Annotated in this window: 13 protein-coding genes; 8 read left to right on the top strand and 5 right to left on the bottom strand. The window is 75.8% G+C overall.

From position 1 onward, the window contains the following. Window positions 1-156: 156 nt before the first annotated feature. Window positions 157-1,659: a molybdopterin-dependent oxidoreductase gene (locus ACI8AG_RS19855; RefSeq protein ID WP_456598398.1), complete on the top strand. Its 1,503-nt coding sequence runs from the start codon at window positions 157-159 to the stop codon at window positions 1,657-1,659. Here ACI8AG_RS19855 and ACI8AG_RS19850 read toward each other — a convergent pair. The 3 genes from ACI8AG_RS19850 to ACI8AG_RS19840 all read right to left on the bottom strand — a co-directional run bounded on the left by ACI8AG_RS19850 (window position 1,626) and on the right by ACI8AG_RS19840 (window position 5,583). Then, window positions 1,626-2,540, bottom strand: coding sequence for an alpha/beta fold hydrolase (locus ACI8AG_RS19850; RefSeq protein ID WP_456598397.1), 915 nt, complete (start codon window positions 2,538-2,540; stop codon window positions 1,626-1,628). The genes ACI8AG_RS19855 and ACI8AG_RS19850 overlap by 34 nt on opposite strands. A gap of 74 nt (window positions 2,541-2,614) precedes the next feature. Continuing rightward, window positions 2,615-4,024: a metallophosphoesterase gene (locus tag ACI8AG_RS19845; RefSeq protein WP_456598396.1), complete on the bottom strand. Its 1,410-nt coding sequence runs from the start codon at window positions 4,022-4,024 to the stop codon at window positions 2,615-2,617. A gap of 11 nt (window positions 4,025-4,035) precedes the next feature. After that, entirely contained in the window at window positions 4,036-5,583 is a 1,548-nt protein-coding gene (locus tag ACI8AG_RS19840; RefSeq protein WP_456598395.1) for a phosphatase PAP2 family protein, read from the bottom strand. 238 nt (window positions 5,584-5,821) lie between these two features. Between ACI8AG_RS19840 and ACI8AG_RS19835 the strand changes: the two genes are divergently transcribed. The 3 genes from ACI8AG_RS19835 to ACI8AG_RS19825 are packed head-to-tail and all read left to right on the top strand — an operon-like array spanning window position 5,822 to window position 7,377. Continuing rightward, window positions 5,822-6,151 carry a hypothetical protein gene (locus tag ACI8AG_RS19835; protein WP_456598394.1) on the top strand — a complete coding sequence of 110 codons (330 nt, stop codon included), beginning with the start codon at window positions 5,822-5,824 and terminating at the stop codon, window positions 6,149-6,151. Then, a complete protein-coding gene (locus ACI8AG_RS19830; RefSeq protein ID WP_456598393.1) occupies window positions 6,148-6,954 on the top strand; it encodes a TIGR02587 family membrane protein in 807 nt (268 codons plus the stop codon). Before ACI8AG_RS19835 ends, ACI8AG_RS19830 begins: the two co-directional genes overlap by 4 nt. Before the next feature lie 15 nt (window positions 6,955-6,969). Then, on the top strand, window positions 6,970-7,377 hold the full coding sequence (locus ACI8AG_RS19825; protein ID WP_456588953.1) for a TIGR02588 family protein: 408 nt from the start codon (window positions 6,970-6,972) through the stop codon (window positions 7,375-7,377). Window positions 7,378-7,455: 78 nt separating this feature from the next. Here ACI8AG_RS19825 and ACI8AG_RS19820 read toward each other — a convergent pair whose 3' ends face one another. Further along, entirely contained in the window at window positions 7,456-8,481 is a 1,026-nt protein-coding gene (locus ACI8AG_RS19820; RefSeq protein WP_456598392.1) for an acetamidase/formamidase family protein, read from the bottom strand. Window positions 8,482-8,660: 179 nt separating this feature from the next. On the opposite strand from ACI8AG_RS19820, the gene bluB reads away from it, so the two are divergent. From bluB to ACI8AG_RS19805, 3 genes are read left to right on the top strand one after another with little or no spacing between them, the layout of a single operon-like run. Next, complete coding sequence (gene bluB, locus ACI8AG_RS19815; RefSeq protein WP_456598391.1) at window positions 8,661-10,361, top strand: 5,6-dimethylbenzimidazole synthase; 1,701 nt, start codon at window positions 8,661-8,663, stop codon at window positions 10,359-10,361. Next, window positions 10,358-10,903, top strand: coding sequence for a bifunctional adenosylcobinamide kinase/adenosylcobinamide-phosphate guanylyltransferase (locus tag ACI8AG_RS19810; RefSeq protein ID WP_456598390.1), 546 nt, complete (start codon window positions 10,358-10,360; stop codon window positions 10,901-10,903). The genes bluB and ACI8AG_RS19810 overlap by 4 nt, the downstream gene beginning before the upstream one ends. Next, window positions 10,900-11,709, top strand: a complete 810-nt coding sequence (locus tag ACI8AG_RS19805; RefSeq protein WP_456598389.1) for an adenosylcobinamide-GDP ribazoletransferase — start codon at window positions 10,900-10,902, stop codon at window positions 11,707-11,709. Before ACI8AG_RS19810 ends, ACI8AG_RS19805 begins: the two co-directional genes overlap by 4 nt. Before the next feature lie 36 nt (window positions 11,710-11,745). Here the strand turns inward: ACI8AG_RS19805 and ACI8AG_RS19800 are convergent, their stop codons facing one another. After that, window positions 11,746-12,810, bottom strand: coding sequence for an AraC family transcriptional regulator (locus ACI8AG_RS19800; RefSeq protein ID WP_456598388.1), 1,065 nt, complete (start codon window positions 12,808-12,810; stop codon window positions 11,746-11,748). Window positions 12,811-12,871: 61 nt separating this feature from the next. Here ACI8AG_RS19800 and ACI8AG_RS19795 point away from each other — a divergent pair, with 61 nt between their 5' ends. Next, window positions 12,872-14,371 carry a flavin-containing monooxygenase gene (locus ACI8AG_RS19795; RefSeq protein ID WP_456598387.1) on the top strand — a complete coding sequence of 500 codons (1,500 nt, stop codon included), beginning with the start codon at window positions 12,872-12,874 and terminating at the stop codon, window positions 14,369-14,371. Window positions 14,372-14,390 lie beyond the last annotated feature (19 nt).

Here is a 14,390-nt window from a genome sequence, read left to right as displayed (position 1 = left end):
CCGCCCCCGCACCCCGCACCCCCCACCCCCCCCCCGCCCCCCCCCCCCCCCCCCCGCGCGCCCCCCCCCCCCCCCCCCCCCCCCCCCCCCCCCCCCCCCCCCCCCCCCCCCCCCCCCCCCCCCCCCCCCCCCCCCCCCGGCCTGGCCGCGGTCGCCGTGGCGCTCGGCGTGGAGGAACTGGCCGCGGGGGCGATCCCCTGGGCGCCCTCGCTGATCATCGCGGTGGGTGACACGGTCATCGACAGCGTGCCCGGGTGGCTGGAGCAGTGGGCCACCGCGACCCTCGGCACGGCGGACAAGCCGGTGCTGATCGGGGGCATCCTGGTCGTGTCCGCACTCCTCGGGGCCGGCCTGGGGCTGCTCGCCCGGCGGCGGTTCGCCCTGGCCGCCGGCGGCATCGCCCTGTTCGCGGCCCTGGGCGTCGTGGTCGCACTGACCGACGACCGCACCCCGGGGCTCCTCAGCGCGCTCGTCGGCGTGATCGGCGCCGCCGCCGGCATCGCCGTGCTCTACGTGCTGCTGCGGGCGCTGCCCAGCCGGGCACTGCTCGCGGAGCCGAGAGCCGGCGCAGACGGCGCACCGGTCCTCAGCTCGCTCGACCGCCGCCGCTTCCTGGCCGTCACCGGCGGCGCCACCCTGCTCGGCGTCCTCGCCGGCGTCGGCGGCTACCTGCTGTCCGGGCGCGAGCGCCTCGACAGCCTGCGCGCCGCCATCCGGCTCCCCGTGCCGGCGCGGCCGGCCGGGCCGGTTCCCGCCGAGGCGGACCTGGAGATCCCGGGGCTCACCCCGCTCTTCACCCCGAACGCGGAGTTCTACCGGATCGACACGGCGCTGCGCGTGCCCACCGTCGACCCCGACGACTGGCGGCTGGAGATCCGCGGGATGGTCGACCGGCCGTTCAGCCTGACCTACGCCGAGCTGATGGCGCTCCCGCAGACCGAGGCCGACGTGACGCTGGTCTGCGTCTCCAACGAGGTGGGCGGGGACCTCGTCGGCAACGCCCGCTGGCAGGGCGTTCCGCTCCGGGCGCTGCTGGACCGGGCCGGTCTGCAGCAGGGGGCCACCCAGCTCGTCGGCCGCTCCGTCGACGGCTTCACCGCGGGCTTCCCGGTGCTCACCGCCCTCGACGTCGAGGAGGCCATGGTCGCCGTCGCCATGAACGGCGAGCCGCTGCCCGCCGAGCACGGCTTCCCCGCCCGGCTCGTGGTGCCCGGCCTCTACGGCTACGTGTCGGCGACCAAGTGGCTCTCGGCCATCGAGCTCACCGACTGGGGCGTCGACGGCTACTGGATCCCCCGCGGCTGGGCCAAGGAGGGGCCGGTCAAGACGCAGGCGCGCATCGACGTGCCACGCTCCGGTGCCGCGGTCGAGCCCGGGCGGCGGCCGATCGCCGGTGTCGCCTGGGCACCGACCCGTGGGATCGAGCGGGTCGAGGTCCGGATCGACGACGGGCCCTGGCAGCAGGCCGAGCTCGCCGAGTCGCTCGACGTCGACTGCTGGCGGCAGTGGTACCTGCCGTGGGACGCGACGCCCGGCCGGCACCGCATCGCCGCACGGGCGACCGACGGAGGCGGTGAGGTGCAGACCGACCAGCGGACCCCGGTCGCGCCGGACGGCGCCGCCGGCTACCCGGTGATCGAGGTGGCCGTCGACGGCTGAGCCTTCGCGTCCTCGCGACCGGCGACCCGCTGGGCCCACCGGGACACCTGGTCGACGACGACGTCGGGGTTGGTCAGGGGGAGCATGTGGCCGGCGCCGGGGACCGTGACGAGCTCGCCGTCGGGCAGCTCGGACAGCAGTTCGTCGATCTCATCCTGGGGCACCTCGGGATCCCGGCTGCCGTGCACCAGGAGCGTGGGCACCCGCAGGGACGGCGCCAGCTCAGCGCCGTTGTGCGAGAGGCTGGCGAGGGTAGTGCCGGCCAGCGCGAGCGGTCGGGTGCTCAGGAAGTCGTCACGGACCCGCTCGACGAGCTCGACCGGCTCGCCCGGGGCGAAGGCGAAGCGCCGGATGGCCCGGTCGGACACGGTGCGCACCGGCCGGATCCGCCGGCCCAGCCGCGCGCCGGTGCGCAGCAGCGAGAACCAGGTCGACCGCAGCTGTGCCTGTGCCCGCCGGGGGAGGCGCCGCGCCGGGAACCCGGGAGCGGTCACGCCCGAGCCACCCGAGCCGACGAACACCACCCCGCCGATGCGTTCGTCACCGGAGCGGTCCACGTGGGCAAGCAGGATGCCGCCACCGAGGCTGTGCGCCACGACCACCGCGGCGCCCCCCTCGGGCACGACGGCGCCGAGCACCGCGGAGAGGTCCTGGGCGTGCGCGGCGAGGCCGTAGCTTCCCGAGCGCGCGTCCCCGCTCTGCGCGTGCCCGCGCAGGTCGTACCCGACGACGCGGTAGCGCGCGGCGAGCCGCTCGGGCACCTCACCCCAGGAGTCGGTCGACATCCCCAACCCGTGCACGAGGACCAGGAGGGGGGCGTCCTCGGCTCCCCAGGAGTGGAGGGCCAGGCGGGTGCCGTCGAAGGAGGTGACGTCGGTCATGCGGCAGGAGTACCCCGGGACCGCCAGGGGCGGTGTGTCGATGTGATGACGATCCGGTCGTGCACAACCGGCGTTCAGGGCCGCCGGTGCACCTCGAACGGCACCTCCACGACGGCGCCGTCCGGGGCCTGCGGAGTCATGGGCTCGGGGTGCCCGTCGGCTCCGATGGCGGCGAGAGGGGTGACGGTCAGCGTGTCCCCGGCCACGCGTGCCAGCAGCAGGTGGGCCTGGGCGGCCCAGGCGACCGTGCCGGCCGGCCCGAACTGCTCGGGAGGCTCCTCGCGCAGCTGGCCGCCGGCGCCGGAGAGGAAGTAGTGGATCCCGTCCACCCGCGAGAGCTGGAAGTTGTGCTCGTGGCCGGCGAACGCGACCCGGACGCCGGCCCGCGCGAACAGCGGCACCAGGTGCTCGATCATCGCCTCGGTGTTCCCGTGGTGCGGCCCGGCGCAGAACACCGGGTGGTGCGAGAACGGGAACCGCCACCGTGGTCCGCGCGAGATGCCGACGGAGAAGGACTCCTCGAGGAAGCGCTGGTGCCGCGGGTGCTCGAAGAAGTGCTCGGTGGGCAGTGGATCGGCGAGCGAGGTGTCGATGCAGACGAACTCGACGTCCGCGCCGAAGGCGAACCGGTAGAACATCCCCGGGTCCACCGAGGCCCGCGGGCCGGCGGTCTCCGGGGTGAACCGGGCGTCGGTGTGGAAGTTGGACCGGATCTCCGCCCGGTCGTCGCTGGTCTCCTTGTCGCTGCTGTCGTGGTTGCCGACGCACGGGTAGACCGGCAGCTGCGCCAGCGCGTAGCGGTAGGGCTGGTAGAAGCTGCCGTACCAGTCGGCGTCCCGGCCGCCGCTGCCCTGCGAGCCCCGCGAGCCCGGACCGCCGTAGACGTTGTCGCCCACGGAGATCGCCAGGCGCACGTGGTCGTCCTCGGTCAGGCGGTCGAGCACCTCGGCGACCCGTCGCTGCCGGCGGCCGCTCTCGGTGTCCGCCAGGACCCCGATGCCGTAGTCGCCGAGCACCGCGAAGTCCAGCGGCGCGGCCACGTCCGGGGCGGGATGGGTGCGGAAGCGCATGCGGTAGGCGCGCCCCCCGGGGCGCAGGTCCAGGCCCCCGCGGGCCACCGGGCCCCAGTCGGCGCGCGGTCCCGCCGCCCACGGGCGACCGTCCACGGTGATGCGGTAGCCGTACTCGGTGTCGGGTCGCAGACCCTCCACCCAGACGCGGTTCGCCGTCCCCGTACGGGCACGTGCGACCACGGCGCCCGTCGGGTCGAGGACCTCGACCACGGCGTCGCCGTACGGCTCCGAGTCCGCTCCGATGCTGCCGGTGCGGCCGGGATCGACCTCGGCGAGCTCGGCGTCCCCGACGACCTGCCAGCGCCCGTCCGGTGCGCCCCGCCGGAACCAGAAGCCGCCCCAGGCGATGAGCGCGCGGTCGGGCGTGACGTCGACGAGGTGGACGAACGGCTCGAAGTGGGTGTCCGGCATGGTGGGCGGCTCTACCCGACACCGGGGGATGACAGGCTCGCGGCGCCTTGCGGTTCCGTGACGGCGACCGAGCGGCCCGCCGGCTCACCGGCCACCCGGGACCGGGGGTAGCGCACCTCGTCCGCCACCCCGCGCAGGAGCAGGCGGCAGCACACCAGCACCCACACGGTGCCGAGGACCAGCCCGGCGAGCACGTCGGTCGGGTAGTGCGCCGCGGTGTAGATGCGGGCCAGCGCGACCGCCGGGGCCACCAGGACGGGTACGGCGAGCGCCGCCCACCGCCACCGGCCGCGGCCGAAGGTGATGACGAGCGCGGCCAGTGCCCCGTAGAGCGCCACCGCGGCGGCCACGTGGCCCGACGGCCAGCTCGCCTGGGTCACCAGACCCGACGTCAGGTCGGCCACCGGCGGCCGGGCGCGTTCCACGGTGCGCGAGACGACGAAGTAGATGCCGAGCTCCCCGAGCACGGTGACGAGGACGAAGAGCACCGGCCGCCGGCTGCCGGTGATCGCGAGCGACACGACGGCGAGGGTGAGGGACACCGCGATGAACGCGGGTGTCCCCGACAGCCGCTCGACCGTGGTGGCGACGTCGGTCCAGGTGGGGGTGCGCAGCTCGACGACGGTGCGGACGACCTCCCGGTCGAACCGGCCGAGGGGGCTGTCGCCGAGCACCGCGGTGACCAGCAGCCCCAGCGCGATCAGCACCAGGGAGAGCGCGGTGGCAGCGCCCATCAGCCGGAGCGCCGTGCGACGACCGTCCGGTAGCGCGGACTGGCCGGAGGTGGCCAGGTGCGGCACCTCGTGGGGGTCGACGTCCAGGGGGTCCGGCGCCGCCGCCGTCCGCCGGCGGTGGTCGTGCTGCCAGCCGCGGAAGGCCGCCGTCGTGACCGCCAGCAGCCCCGCCCCCAGGAACCAGCCGGCGAGGACGTCGGTGACGAAGTGGACACCGAGGGCCAGCCGCGTGAAGCCCACGGCGAGGGTCAGCAGCAACGCCGCGGCCACGACCCACGGCCGCGCGCGGCGGCGCACCGCGGGCAGGACGAGCAGCGCCAGCATCCCGAAGGTCACCAGCGAGAGCGTCGCGTGGCCGCTGGGGTAGCTGGCGTTGGAGGGCAGCTCGTTGACCGGGCTCGCCACGACCGGCCGCGCGCGGCCGATGAGCGCCTTGGTCAGCGGCACCAGGATCGCCATCCCGACGCCGGTGGTCACGACGAAAGCGGCCAGCCGGCGCTGACCCCGGATCAGCAGGAAGGCGGTGGTCAGCGTGAACAGCAGGATCACCGCCGCGTTGCTGCCGAGGTCGGTGACCGCCTGGAGCACCCGGACCAGCGCGGGGGAGTCGCTCACCACCGCGTTGAGGTCGGCGGCCACCTCGCCGTCCAGCGAGGCCAGCGGCGACCACTCCTGCTGCACCAGCAGCAGGAGCAGCAGGAACGGCACGGCGCCGACCAGCAGCGCGGCCCACCCCAGCAGGGCGCGGACGCCGAACCGGCCGACCCCGTCGGCGGCCTCGGCGCGCGGGCGGGAGGGGCGGTGCTGCTCGGCGTCCCGGTCCATGGCAGGGATCGCTACCCGGCGTTCCTCACGGGGCAACGGGGGTCGACCCGACGATCCTGTGACGGCCCGGTCGGCTGCCACCGGTCGGCGCTCCCGCGCCGGTGCCGGTCGTTCCCAGCCGGAGGGCGGCGAGCAGGAGGTGCTGCTGCTCGCCGCAACCGCCCCCTCACGCCTACCGGGGCTTTCGTCCGGAAACCGTCATGAGGTCGACGGGCGGGACCGGGGGTAGGGGACGGCCGTGGAGCTCCTCCTCGCCTTCGCGCTGCTGCTGTTCGCCGCTGTGCTCTTCTCCGGGCTGGCGAACCGGACCGTGCTCTCCACCGCCGTCCTCCTCCTGCTCGCCGGGTTCGTCCTCGACGCCGGGGTGCCCGGGGCAGACGCGATGTTCCACCTCGTGGCGCTGGTCGTCCTCGCCTCGATCCGGGCGCACTCGTCGACCGACGTCCCCATCGCGCACGCCTTCGCCCGCGCCCAGGGGCGACCGGAGCCACCTCCCCCGCAGCCGGTCGTGGGGGAGGCGACGAGCCAGGTTGCCGGCCCCGGTGCGGGCGGAGCGGGGGCGGGGTGACCGCCACCCGCGACCACGAGCTGGCGAGGGGGGTCGGCCGGGCGTTCGGTGGGGCGCTGCTGTTCGCCCTGCCGTTGATGATGACGATGGAGCTGTGGCGGCTGGCACACACCGTCGAGCGGTACCGGCTGGCGCTGCTGGTGGCCGCGACCGTCGCCCTGGTGATCGCCCTCTCCCGGTACTTCGGCACCGGGCCCGGCGGCGTCGGCGTGGGGGGTTACCTGGCCGACGCCGGCGTCGCCCTCCTGGTCGCCGCGGGAGCGACGGCGCTGGTGCTCGGGGTGCTGGGCGTCATCGACCCGATCCAGAACTGGGAGGACGCGTTCTCCGTGGTCGCGATCGAGGCCCTGCCGGCTGCCGTCGGCGCGTCGTACGCCCGCAGCCAGCTGGGGCTCGGCAGCCGGCGGCGGGAGCCGGGCCACTACGGGCACGAGGTCTTCCTCATGCTCGCCGGTGCGGTGGTCTTCGCCGCGAACATCGCGCCGACCGAGGAGGTCGTCCTCATGGCCGCGAGGACCAGCACCCTCGGCACCCTGGCCCTGGTCGTCCTGAGCCTGGCCGTGATGCACGGCTTCGTCTACGCCGTCGGCTTCAGCGGGCAGGAACGGTCCACCGGCGGGTTCGTTCGGTCGTTCCTCACCCTCACGGTGGTCGGGTACGCCGTGGCGCTGCTGGTCGCCGGCTACGTGCTCTGGACGTTCGGCCGGTTCGACGGCGCTGGGCCCGCCGTCGTCGTCGGCCAGTGCGTCGTGCTGGCCTTCCCGGCCAGCATCGGAGCCGCGGCGGCGCGGCTCATCCTGTGAGTGGGAGGGGATCGAATGGCGGAGTCCGGGGACCGGAGCGCCCGGCAGGAGCGGACGACGGCGGGGGAGTACGTCCTGGGTGCCCTGGGCGGTCTGCTGGTCGTGGCCCTGCTGGGGTTCCTGGCTCAGCAGGCGGTGACCGGACGGGGTGCGGACCCCGCCCTCTCGGTCACCGTGACGGCGGTCGAGCCACGGGGGGACGGCTACGCCGTCCACTTCCGGGTCGAGAACAGCGGTGGCCGGACCGCCGCGCAGGTGCAGGTGTCAGGTGCCCTCTCCCGGGACGGCCGGGAGGCGGAGCAGGCCTCCGCCGTCGTCGACTACGTGCCGCCGGACAGCCGGCGCGACGGCGCGCTGCTGTTCTCCGAGGACCCTCGCGACGGCCGGCTCGAGCTCCGGCCGTCGGGCTACGCCGCCCCCTGACGCTGCTGCACGACCGCCGGTCCGGGGTCGTCGCCGTGCCGGTCGGGCGGCACGACGACGACCCGATCCGACTGCGCCTCAGCGCTGGGCGAGATAGGCCGACGCGGTCTGCCGCAGCCGGTCGTGCACGCCGTCGGCGACGGCGACGCCGTCGCGGCCCAGGTACCGCTTGGCCAGCTTGGCGACCATCGTGTAGTTGGTGTCCACGACGTTGCCGGTCGGCGCGAGGCCGGCCTGGCTGACCAGCTGGTAGGCGTCGAGGGTGTCCCAGCCGGTCAGCTCGGCGGCCCAGGTCACCAGGTCGTGCTGGCTCACCCGGTAGGCGTCCTCCAGCGGGCGGGCGGAGCCGGTGGACATGAGGAAGTCGTCGGTCTCCAGCCGCGGCCACGGCGTGGCCGCGCCCTTGACCAGGTCGACGACGACGACGGTGCGCATCGCCGCCTCCACCGCGGTGCCGCAGACCTCGCCCTCGCCCTGGCGGCAGTGGCCGTCACCGATCGCCAGCTGCGCGCCGGGCACGTTGACGCCGAAGTACGCCGTCGTCCCCGCGCGCAGCTCGGGGGTGTCCATGTTCCCGCCGTGTGCGCCCGGCGTGATGCTGGCGAACACCTCGCCGCCGGCCGGTGCGACGCCGACCGTCCCGTGCATCGGGTCGAGCGGCAGCTCCACCTCCGGGCCGCCGCGGCGCGGGCGGAACAGGCAGGTGCCCCGCTCCCGGTCGACCTCGTAGACCCACACGACCTCCTCGAGGGGGTCGTGCAGCATCGCCGTGCTGTGCGTCGCGGTCAGCGCGCCGAAGTGCGGGAACGTCGTCGACACGGCCCGGTCGCGGGCCGGCGCGATCCCCACGAAGTGGACGGCGACGGTGTCACCGGGCTCGGCGCCCTCCACGTGGATCGGGCCGGTGACCGGGTTGAGCTGCGAGAAGTCGCAGACCCGGCTGGGCAGGTCGTCGGGGCCGGTCACCCGGCCGCCGAAGCAGTCCTCGGTGGTCAGCTCGACGACGGTGCCCGGCCGCACCCGCAGCAGTGGCTCGACGGGGCCGCCGAAGCTGTAGCGGTACTGGTCGGGGGTGGGGTCGAGTCGGACGACCTCGAGGCTCACGGGTTCCTCCTCCGTGGGAGTCCGGCCGGGGCCGGCGCAGCGGGACGGGCGGCGGGTGGGGTGGGCACCGGGAGCGCCGGCCCCACCGGGGGAATCATCCGGCCCGGTGCCCGGATCGGCGCGCCACCGTGCGAGGGTTGTGCCGGTGGGAGGCGGAGCACTTGAGGGAGGTCGCAGGCATGACCTGGCCCCGGCCGGTCCCCGTGATCGGCGATCGCACCCATGCCGCCGAGCGGGCCGCGGACCCGGCGGGCTGGGCCCTCGACCCCGGAACGGTCGAGGCGCTGCACACGGTCATCGGCGCGCGCCGCGACATCCGCCGCTACCGCCCCGACCCGGTGCCCCCGGAGCTGCTGCGATCGGTCCTGGAGGCCGGTCACCGGGCGCCGTCGGTGGGGCACTCGCAGCCCTGGCGCTTCGTCGTCGTCACCGAGCAGACCACCCGCGACCGCGCGGCGGTGCTCGCCGACCGCGAGCGGCTGCGCCAGGCCGAGCTGCTCACCCTCGACCGCCGGGCCCGGCTGCTCGACCTGCAGCTGGAGGGCATCCGCGAGGCGCCGCTGGGCGTCGTCGTCGCCTGCGACCGCCGCACCCACGCCACCGGCGTGCTGGGCCGCGCGACCTTCCCGGACGCCGACCTGTGGAGCTGTGCCTGCGCCATCCAGAACATGTGGCTGGCCGCCCGCGCCGCCGGCCTCGGCATGGGCTGGGTGACGCTCTTCCAGCCGGCCGACCTGGCCGAGCTGCTGCACCTGCCCGACGGCGTGCAGACCCTCGGCTGGCTGTGCCTGGGGTGGCCCGACGAGCGGCCGCCGGAGCCCGGCCTCGTGCGGCACGGCTGGTCCACCCGCGCCGCGCTGGACGACGTCGTCCTGCACGAGCGGTGGCCGGCCGACGACAGCCCGGCCGCTCCGGTCAGCCACCTCGCCGGGCCGCGGCCGGAGGCCGTGGTGGCCGCGCGCGACACCGGAGACGACCTGCTCGCCGTGCCCGGGTCGCTCGGGGTGCTCGACCGCGCGGCCGACCGCGTGCTGGCCCTGCCCGGACCCGTGCCCGCCGCCGGCACGCTGGTGGTCGTGGCCGGTGACCACCCCGTCGCCGGCGCGCACGCCGTCTCCGCCTACCCGCTCACCGTGACCGCCGACGTGCTGGCCGCGACCCGCAGCGGTGAGTCGCTCGGTGCGACGACCGCCCGGCAGGCGGGGTTGCGGGTCCGCGCCCACCACGCGGTCTCGCCGGAGGCCCAGGGCGACCTGCTGACCGCGGACGCCCTCACCCCGGCCGTCGCCGAGGCGCTGGTCGAGGAGGGGCGGGCGCTGGGGCACGAGCTCGCCGCCGACGGCCTGGTCTGCCTCGGTGAGGTCGGCATCGGCAACACCACGGTGGCGGCCGCGCTCGCCTGCGGCCTGCTCGGCCTGGACCCCGACGACGCCGTCGGCCTGGGGGCGGGCGCCGACGCGGCCATGCTCGACCGCAAGCGGGCCGTCGTCCGCGGCGCCCTGGACCGCGCGCGGACCGAGCACGGCCCGGCGCTCGACGAGCCGCTGACGGCCCTGGCGGCGCTCGGTGGGCCGGAGCTGGCCGTCCTCACCGGGATCACGCTCGGCGCGGCGGCGGCCGGGGTGCCGGTGGTCCTCGACGGGCTGGTCACCTCGGTCGCGGCCGTCGTCGCGGTGCGCCTGGAGCCGGCCGCGCAGCCGGCGCTGGTCGCCGGCCAGCGCAGCCGCGAGCGCGGGCACGCCGCGGTGCTCACCGAGCTGGGGCTCGAGCCGCTGCTCGACCTGCGCCTGCGCGCGGGGGAGGGCATCGGCGCCGTGCTCGCCGCGCAGCTGCTGCTCACCGCGCTGCGCGCCCGGCACACCGCCGGGCGGGTCCGGTGATCCCGCGGCGACCGCGCCGCGTGCTGGTGCTCGGCGGGGCGCGCTCGGGCAAGTCGCGGTACGCCGAGCAGCTGCTGGCGCGCGCCCGGGGGGTCGAGTACGTGGCCTGCGGACTGCCGGCCGACGGCGGTGACCCCGAGTGGGCCGACCGCGTGGCCCTGCACCGCGACCGCCGCCCGGCGTCCTGGCGCACCGTCGAGACCGTCGACCTCGTCGGGGTGCTGGGGGAGCCGGGGCCGCCGCTGCTCGTGGACTGCCTCTCCACCTGGCTGGCCCGGGTCATGGACGACTGCGGCGTCTGGACCGGGTCCGAGGGCGCCGATGCGCGGCTGGCCACCGCGGTCGACGACGTCGTGGACGCCTGGTGCGGCACCCGCCGCCGGGTGGTCGCGGTGAGCAACGAGGTCGGCTCCGGCGTCGTCCCGGCCACCGTCTCGGGCCGCCGCTACCGCGACGAGCTCGGCATCCTCAACGCCCGCGTCGCCGCCGCCTCCCAGCGGGTCTGGCTGGTCACCGCCGGGCTCCCGCAGCGGTTGCGGTGAGCGCGGCACCGCGGTCGGTGGCGGGCAGCGGGGGGCTGCTCGCCGCGCTGGGCCTGTTCAGCGTGCTGCCGGTGCCGGAACGGGCGCGCGCCCCGGGGGCGGGCGTGCTGCGCTGGCTGCCGGTGGTCGGCCTGGTGCTGGGCGGGCTCGCCTCCCTCCCCGCGCTGGCCGTCTGGCGCGGTGGCGCGGAGGGGTCGCCGCTGCTGGCCGCGGCGCTGGTCGTCGTGGCGCTCGCCCTGCTCACGCGGGGGCTGCACCTGGACGCGACCGCCGACCTCGCCGACGGCCTCGGGAGCGGGCGACCGGCCGAGCAGGCGCTGGCCATCATGCGGCGACCGGAGGTGGGCGCCTTCGCCGTCGCGGCGATCGCCTGCACCGTGCTGGTGCAGGTCGCCGCGCTGGCGGCCGTCCTCGGCGACGCCGCACGGGGTGAGGGCGTGCTCGCCGTCGTCCTCGCGACGGTCACCGGCCGGGTGGCGGTGCTGCACGCGGCGGCGCGGCGACCGGCAGCGGGGTCCTCGCTGGGGGTGCTGGTGGCCGGCGCGGGTTCGGCTGCGGTGCGGGTGGTCGCGACCGCGGTGCTGGTCGTCGCGGTGGCCGCGGCGGTGCCGGCGACGGGCGGATCCGCCGCGGAGGCGGCGTGGTCGGTCGCCGCGGTCGCGGTGGCGCTCACCGCGACCGGTCTGCTGACCCGGCACGCGGACCGGCGGCTCGGCGGGGTTAACGGTGACGTGTTCGGCGCCCTGGTGGAGGTCGGCACGACGGTGGCGCTGGTCGTGCTGGCCGCCGGGGAGGCGTGGACCTGAGCCGCCGGGCAGGTCGTCCGAGGGCCGGCGGGCGCCTCAGGTGTGCGCGTCGGCGCGGGCCGACCGCGCCCAGCGCCGCGGGCTGACCCCGGTCCAGCGCCGGAAGGCGTGGACGAAGGCCGAGGCCTCCGAGTAGCCGATGCGCTCGGCGACCTGCTCGACGCTCAGCCCCACGGTGACGAGCAGCTCCTCGGCGAGGTGCCGCCGGGTCTGGTCCACGACGGCACGGAAGCTCGTCCCCTCCTCCTCGAGGTGGCGGCGCAGCGTCCGCACGCTCATGTGCAGCTCGGCGGCGACGGCCTCCTGGCCGGGCATCTCCTGCGGGCGGCGGAGCAGCAGGTCGCGGACCTGGCCGCTCAGCCCGCGGCGGGAGACCCGTCGCTCGAGCAGCTCCCGGCACTGCGCCTCGCACAGGGCGGCGGTCAGGGGCGCCGCCTGCGGCAGCGACTGGTCGAGCAGCGCGGCGTCGAAGACCAGGACCGAGCGGGCGGCGCCGAACTGCGGCGGCACCCCGAACGCGGCGTCGTAGGGCGCCGGGTCGGCGGGTTGCGGCAGCCGCAGCTCCACGCGCAGGGGGACGACGGGGCGGCCCAGGGACTCGCGCCACAGCTGCAGCGCGGCCGACGCGTCGCGCAGCAGGACGAACCGGCGCACCGGCTCGGGCAGCTCCAGGTCGTCGAAGAAGAGGGCGAGCTCGCCGTCGTCCTCCTGGGCGCTGACCCGGGTGAGCGCGTAGGTCAGGTCGAGGAAGCGCATCGAGACCTCGTGCCCCTCGCGCAGCGTGCGGCTGGAGAGGAGGGCGAAGCCCCAGATGCCGTAGGTGGCCAGGCGGTAGCGCACCCCGGCGGCCAGGCCGCCGTGCTCGGGCAGCTCGGCGGCCAGCGCGGCGACCAGCCGGACCTCCTGCTCGGCGGTGATCTCGGCAGCCGGGTCGTCCAGGGCCGCCGCCGGGATGCCGGCGGCCCCGAGGAGGCGGCCGCGCGGCAGCCCGTGCTCGGCGGCCAGCGCGCACAGCAGCGCCGCGCTGCCCGTGCCCCGGGCCGCGGCGTGGACGGGGTTGGCCGAATTCATCAAGGTGCGGCCGATTGTGTCATGGCTCACAGCAGCTCCGCGTCGTTACGTTCGCGAGTGATACCGGTCACGCACGAAGGGGAGTACGGGCATGACGGCGATCGCGGAACAGCCGGTGACGACGGGGACGACCGAGCACGTGGACGTGCTGATCGTCGGCGCGGGGATCTCGGGGATCGGGGCGGCGCACCACCTCCGGGAACGCTTCCCGGACCGGAGCTTCGTCATCCTGGACGCCCTCGACAGCCGGGGTGGCACGTGGTGGACGCACCGCTATCCCGGCGTCCGCTCCGACAGCGACCTCTTCACCTTCGGGTACCGGTTCAAGCCGTGGCGGGGTGCCTCGATCGCGACGTCGGAGGAGATCCTGTCCTACCTGGACGAGGTCATCGACGAGGACCGGCTGGGCGCGCGCATCCGGTACCGGCACCGGGTCACGACCGCGTCCTGGTCGTCCGCGGAGCGCCGGTGGACCGTCCAGGTCACGCGTGAGGACACCGGCGAGCAGCTCGCCCTCACGACCGACTTCCTGTGGATGTGCCAGGGCTACTACGACCACGACCGGCCCTACCGGCCGCAGTGGCCGGGCATGGACCGGTTCCGCGGGGCGGTCGTGCACCCGCAGCAGTGGCCGGCCGACCTGGACACCACCGGCAAGCGCGTCGTCGTCATCGGCTCCGGGGCCACCGCGGCCACGCTGGTGCCGGCGCTGGCCGACACCGCCGCGCACGTGACGATGCTCCAGCGCTCCCCGACGTTCTTCTTCGCCCGGCCCAAGACCCACGAGCTGGCCGAGACCCTGCGCGCTCTGGACGTGCCGGACGAGTGGACGCACGAGATCCTCCGGCGGGCCTACATCGCGGAGGGCGACGAGATCACCCGGCTCTCCTTCGAGGCGCCGGACGAGCTGCGGGAGCTGCTCATCGAGTCGATGCGCCCGCTGCTGCCCGAGGGGTTCGACATCGACAAGCACTTCAACCCGAGCTACCGGCCCTGGCAGCAGCGGCTGGCGCTGCTCCCCGACGGCGACATGTTCACCGCCATCCGGGAAGGGCGCGCCTCGGTCGTCACGGACACGATCGAGACGTTCACCGAGACGGGGATCCGGACGTCGTCGGGGGAGGAGCTCGAGGCGGACGTCGTCGTCACCGCGACCGGCTTCGACCTGAGCCTCTTCGGCGGCATCGCGTTCACCGTCGACGGCGAGGCGGTCGACTTCACCCAGCGGGTCACCTGGCGCGGCACGATGATCAGCGGTGTGCCGAACATGGCCTACGTGTTCGGCTACTTCCGCGCCAGCTGGACGCTGCGCGCGGACCTGGTCAGCGAGCTCGTCTGCCGGCTGCTCGCGCACATGCAGGAGCGCGGGGCCACCGTGGTCGTCCCGACCCTGCGCCCCGAGGACGCCGACATGCCGCTGCGGCCGTGGGCCGACCCCGAGAACTTCAACTCCGGCTACGTCATGCGCTCGGCGGGCCGCATGTTCAAGCAGGGCGACCGCGAGCCCTGGACCCACCTGCTGGAGTACGCGGAGGAACGGACGGCGCTGCCCGCCGTCGACCTCGACGACTCGTCCCTCGTCTACCGCTGACCGCCCGCACCGTTCCCCC

The organism is Blastococcus sp. SYSU DS0552, from assembly GCF_054050815.1.
This window is presented reverse-complemented; position numbering and strand designations above follow the sequence as displayed.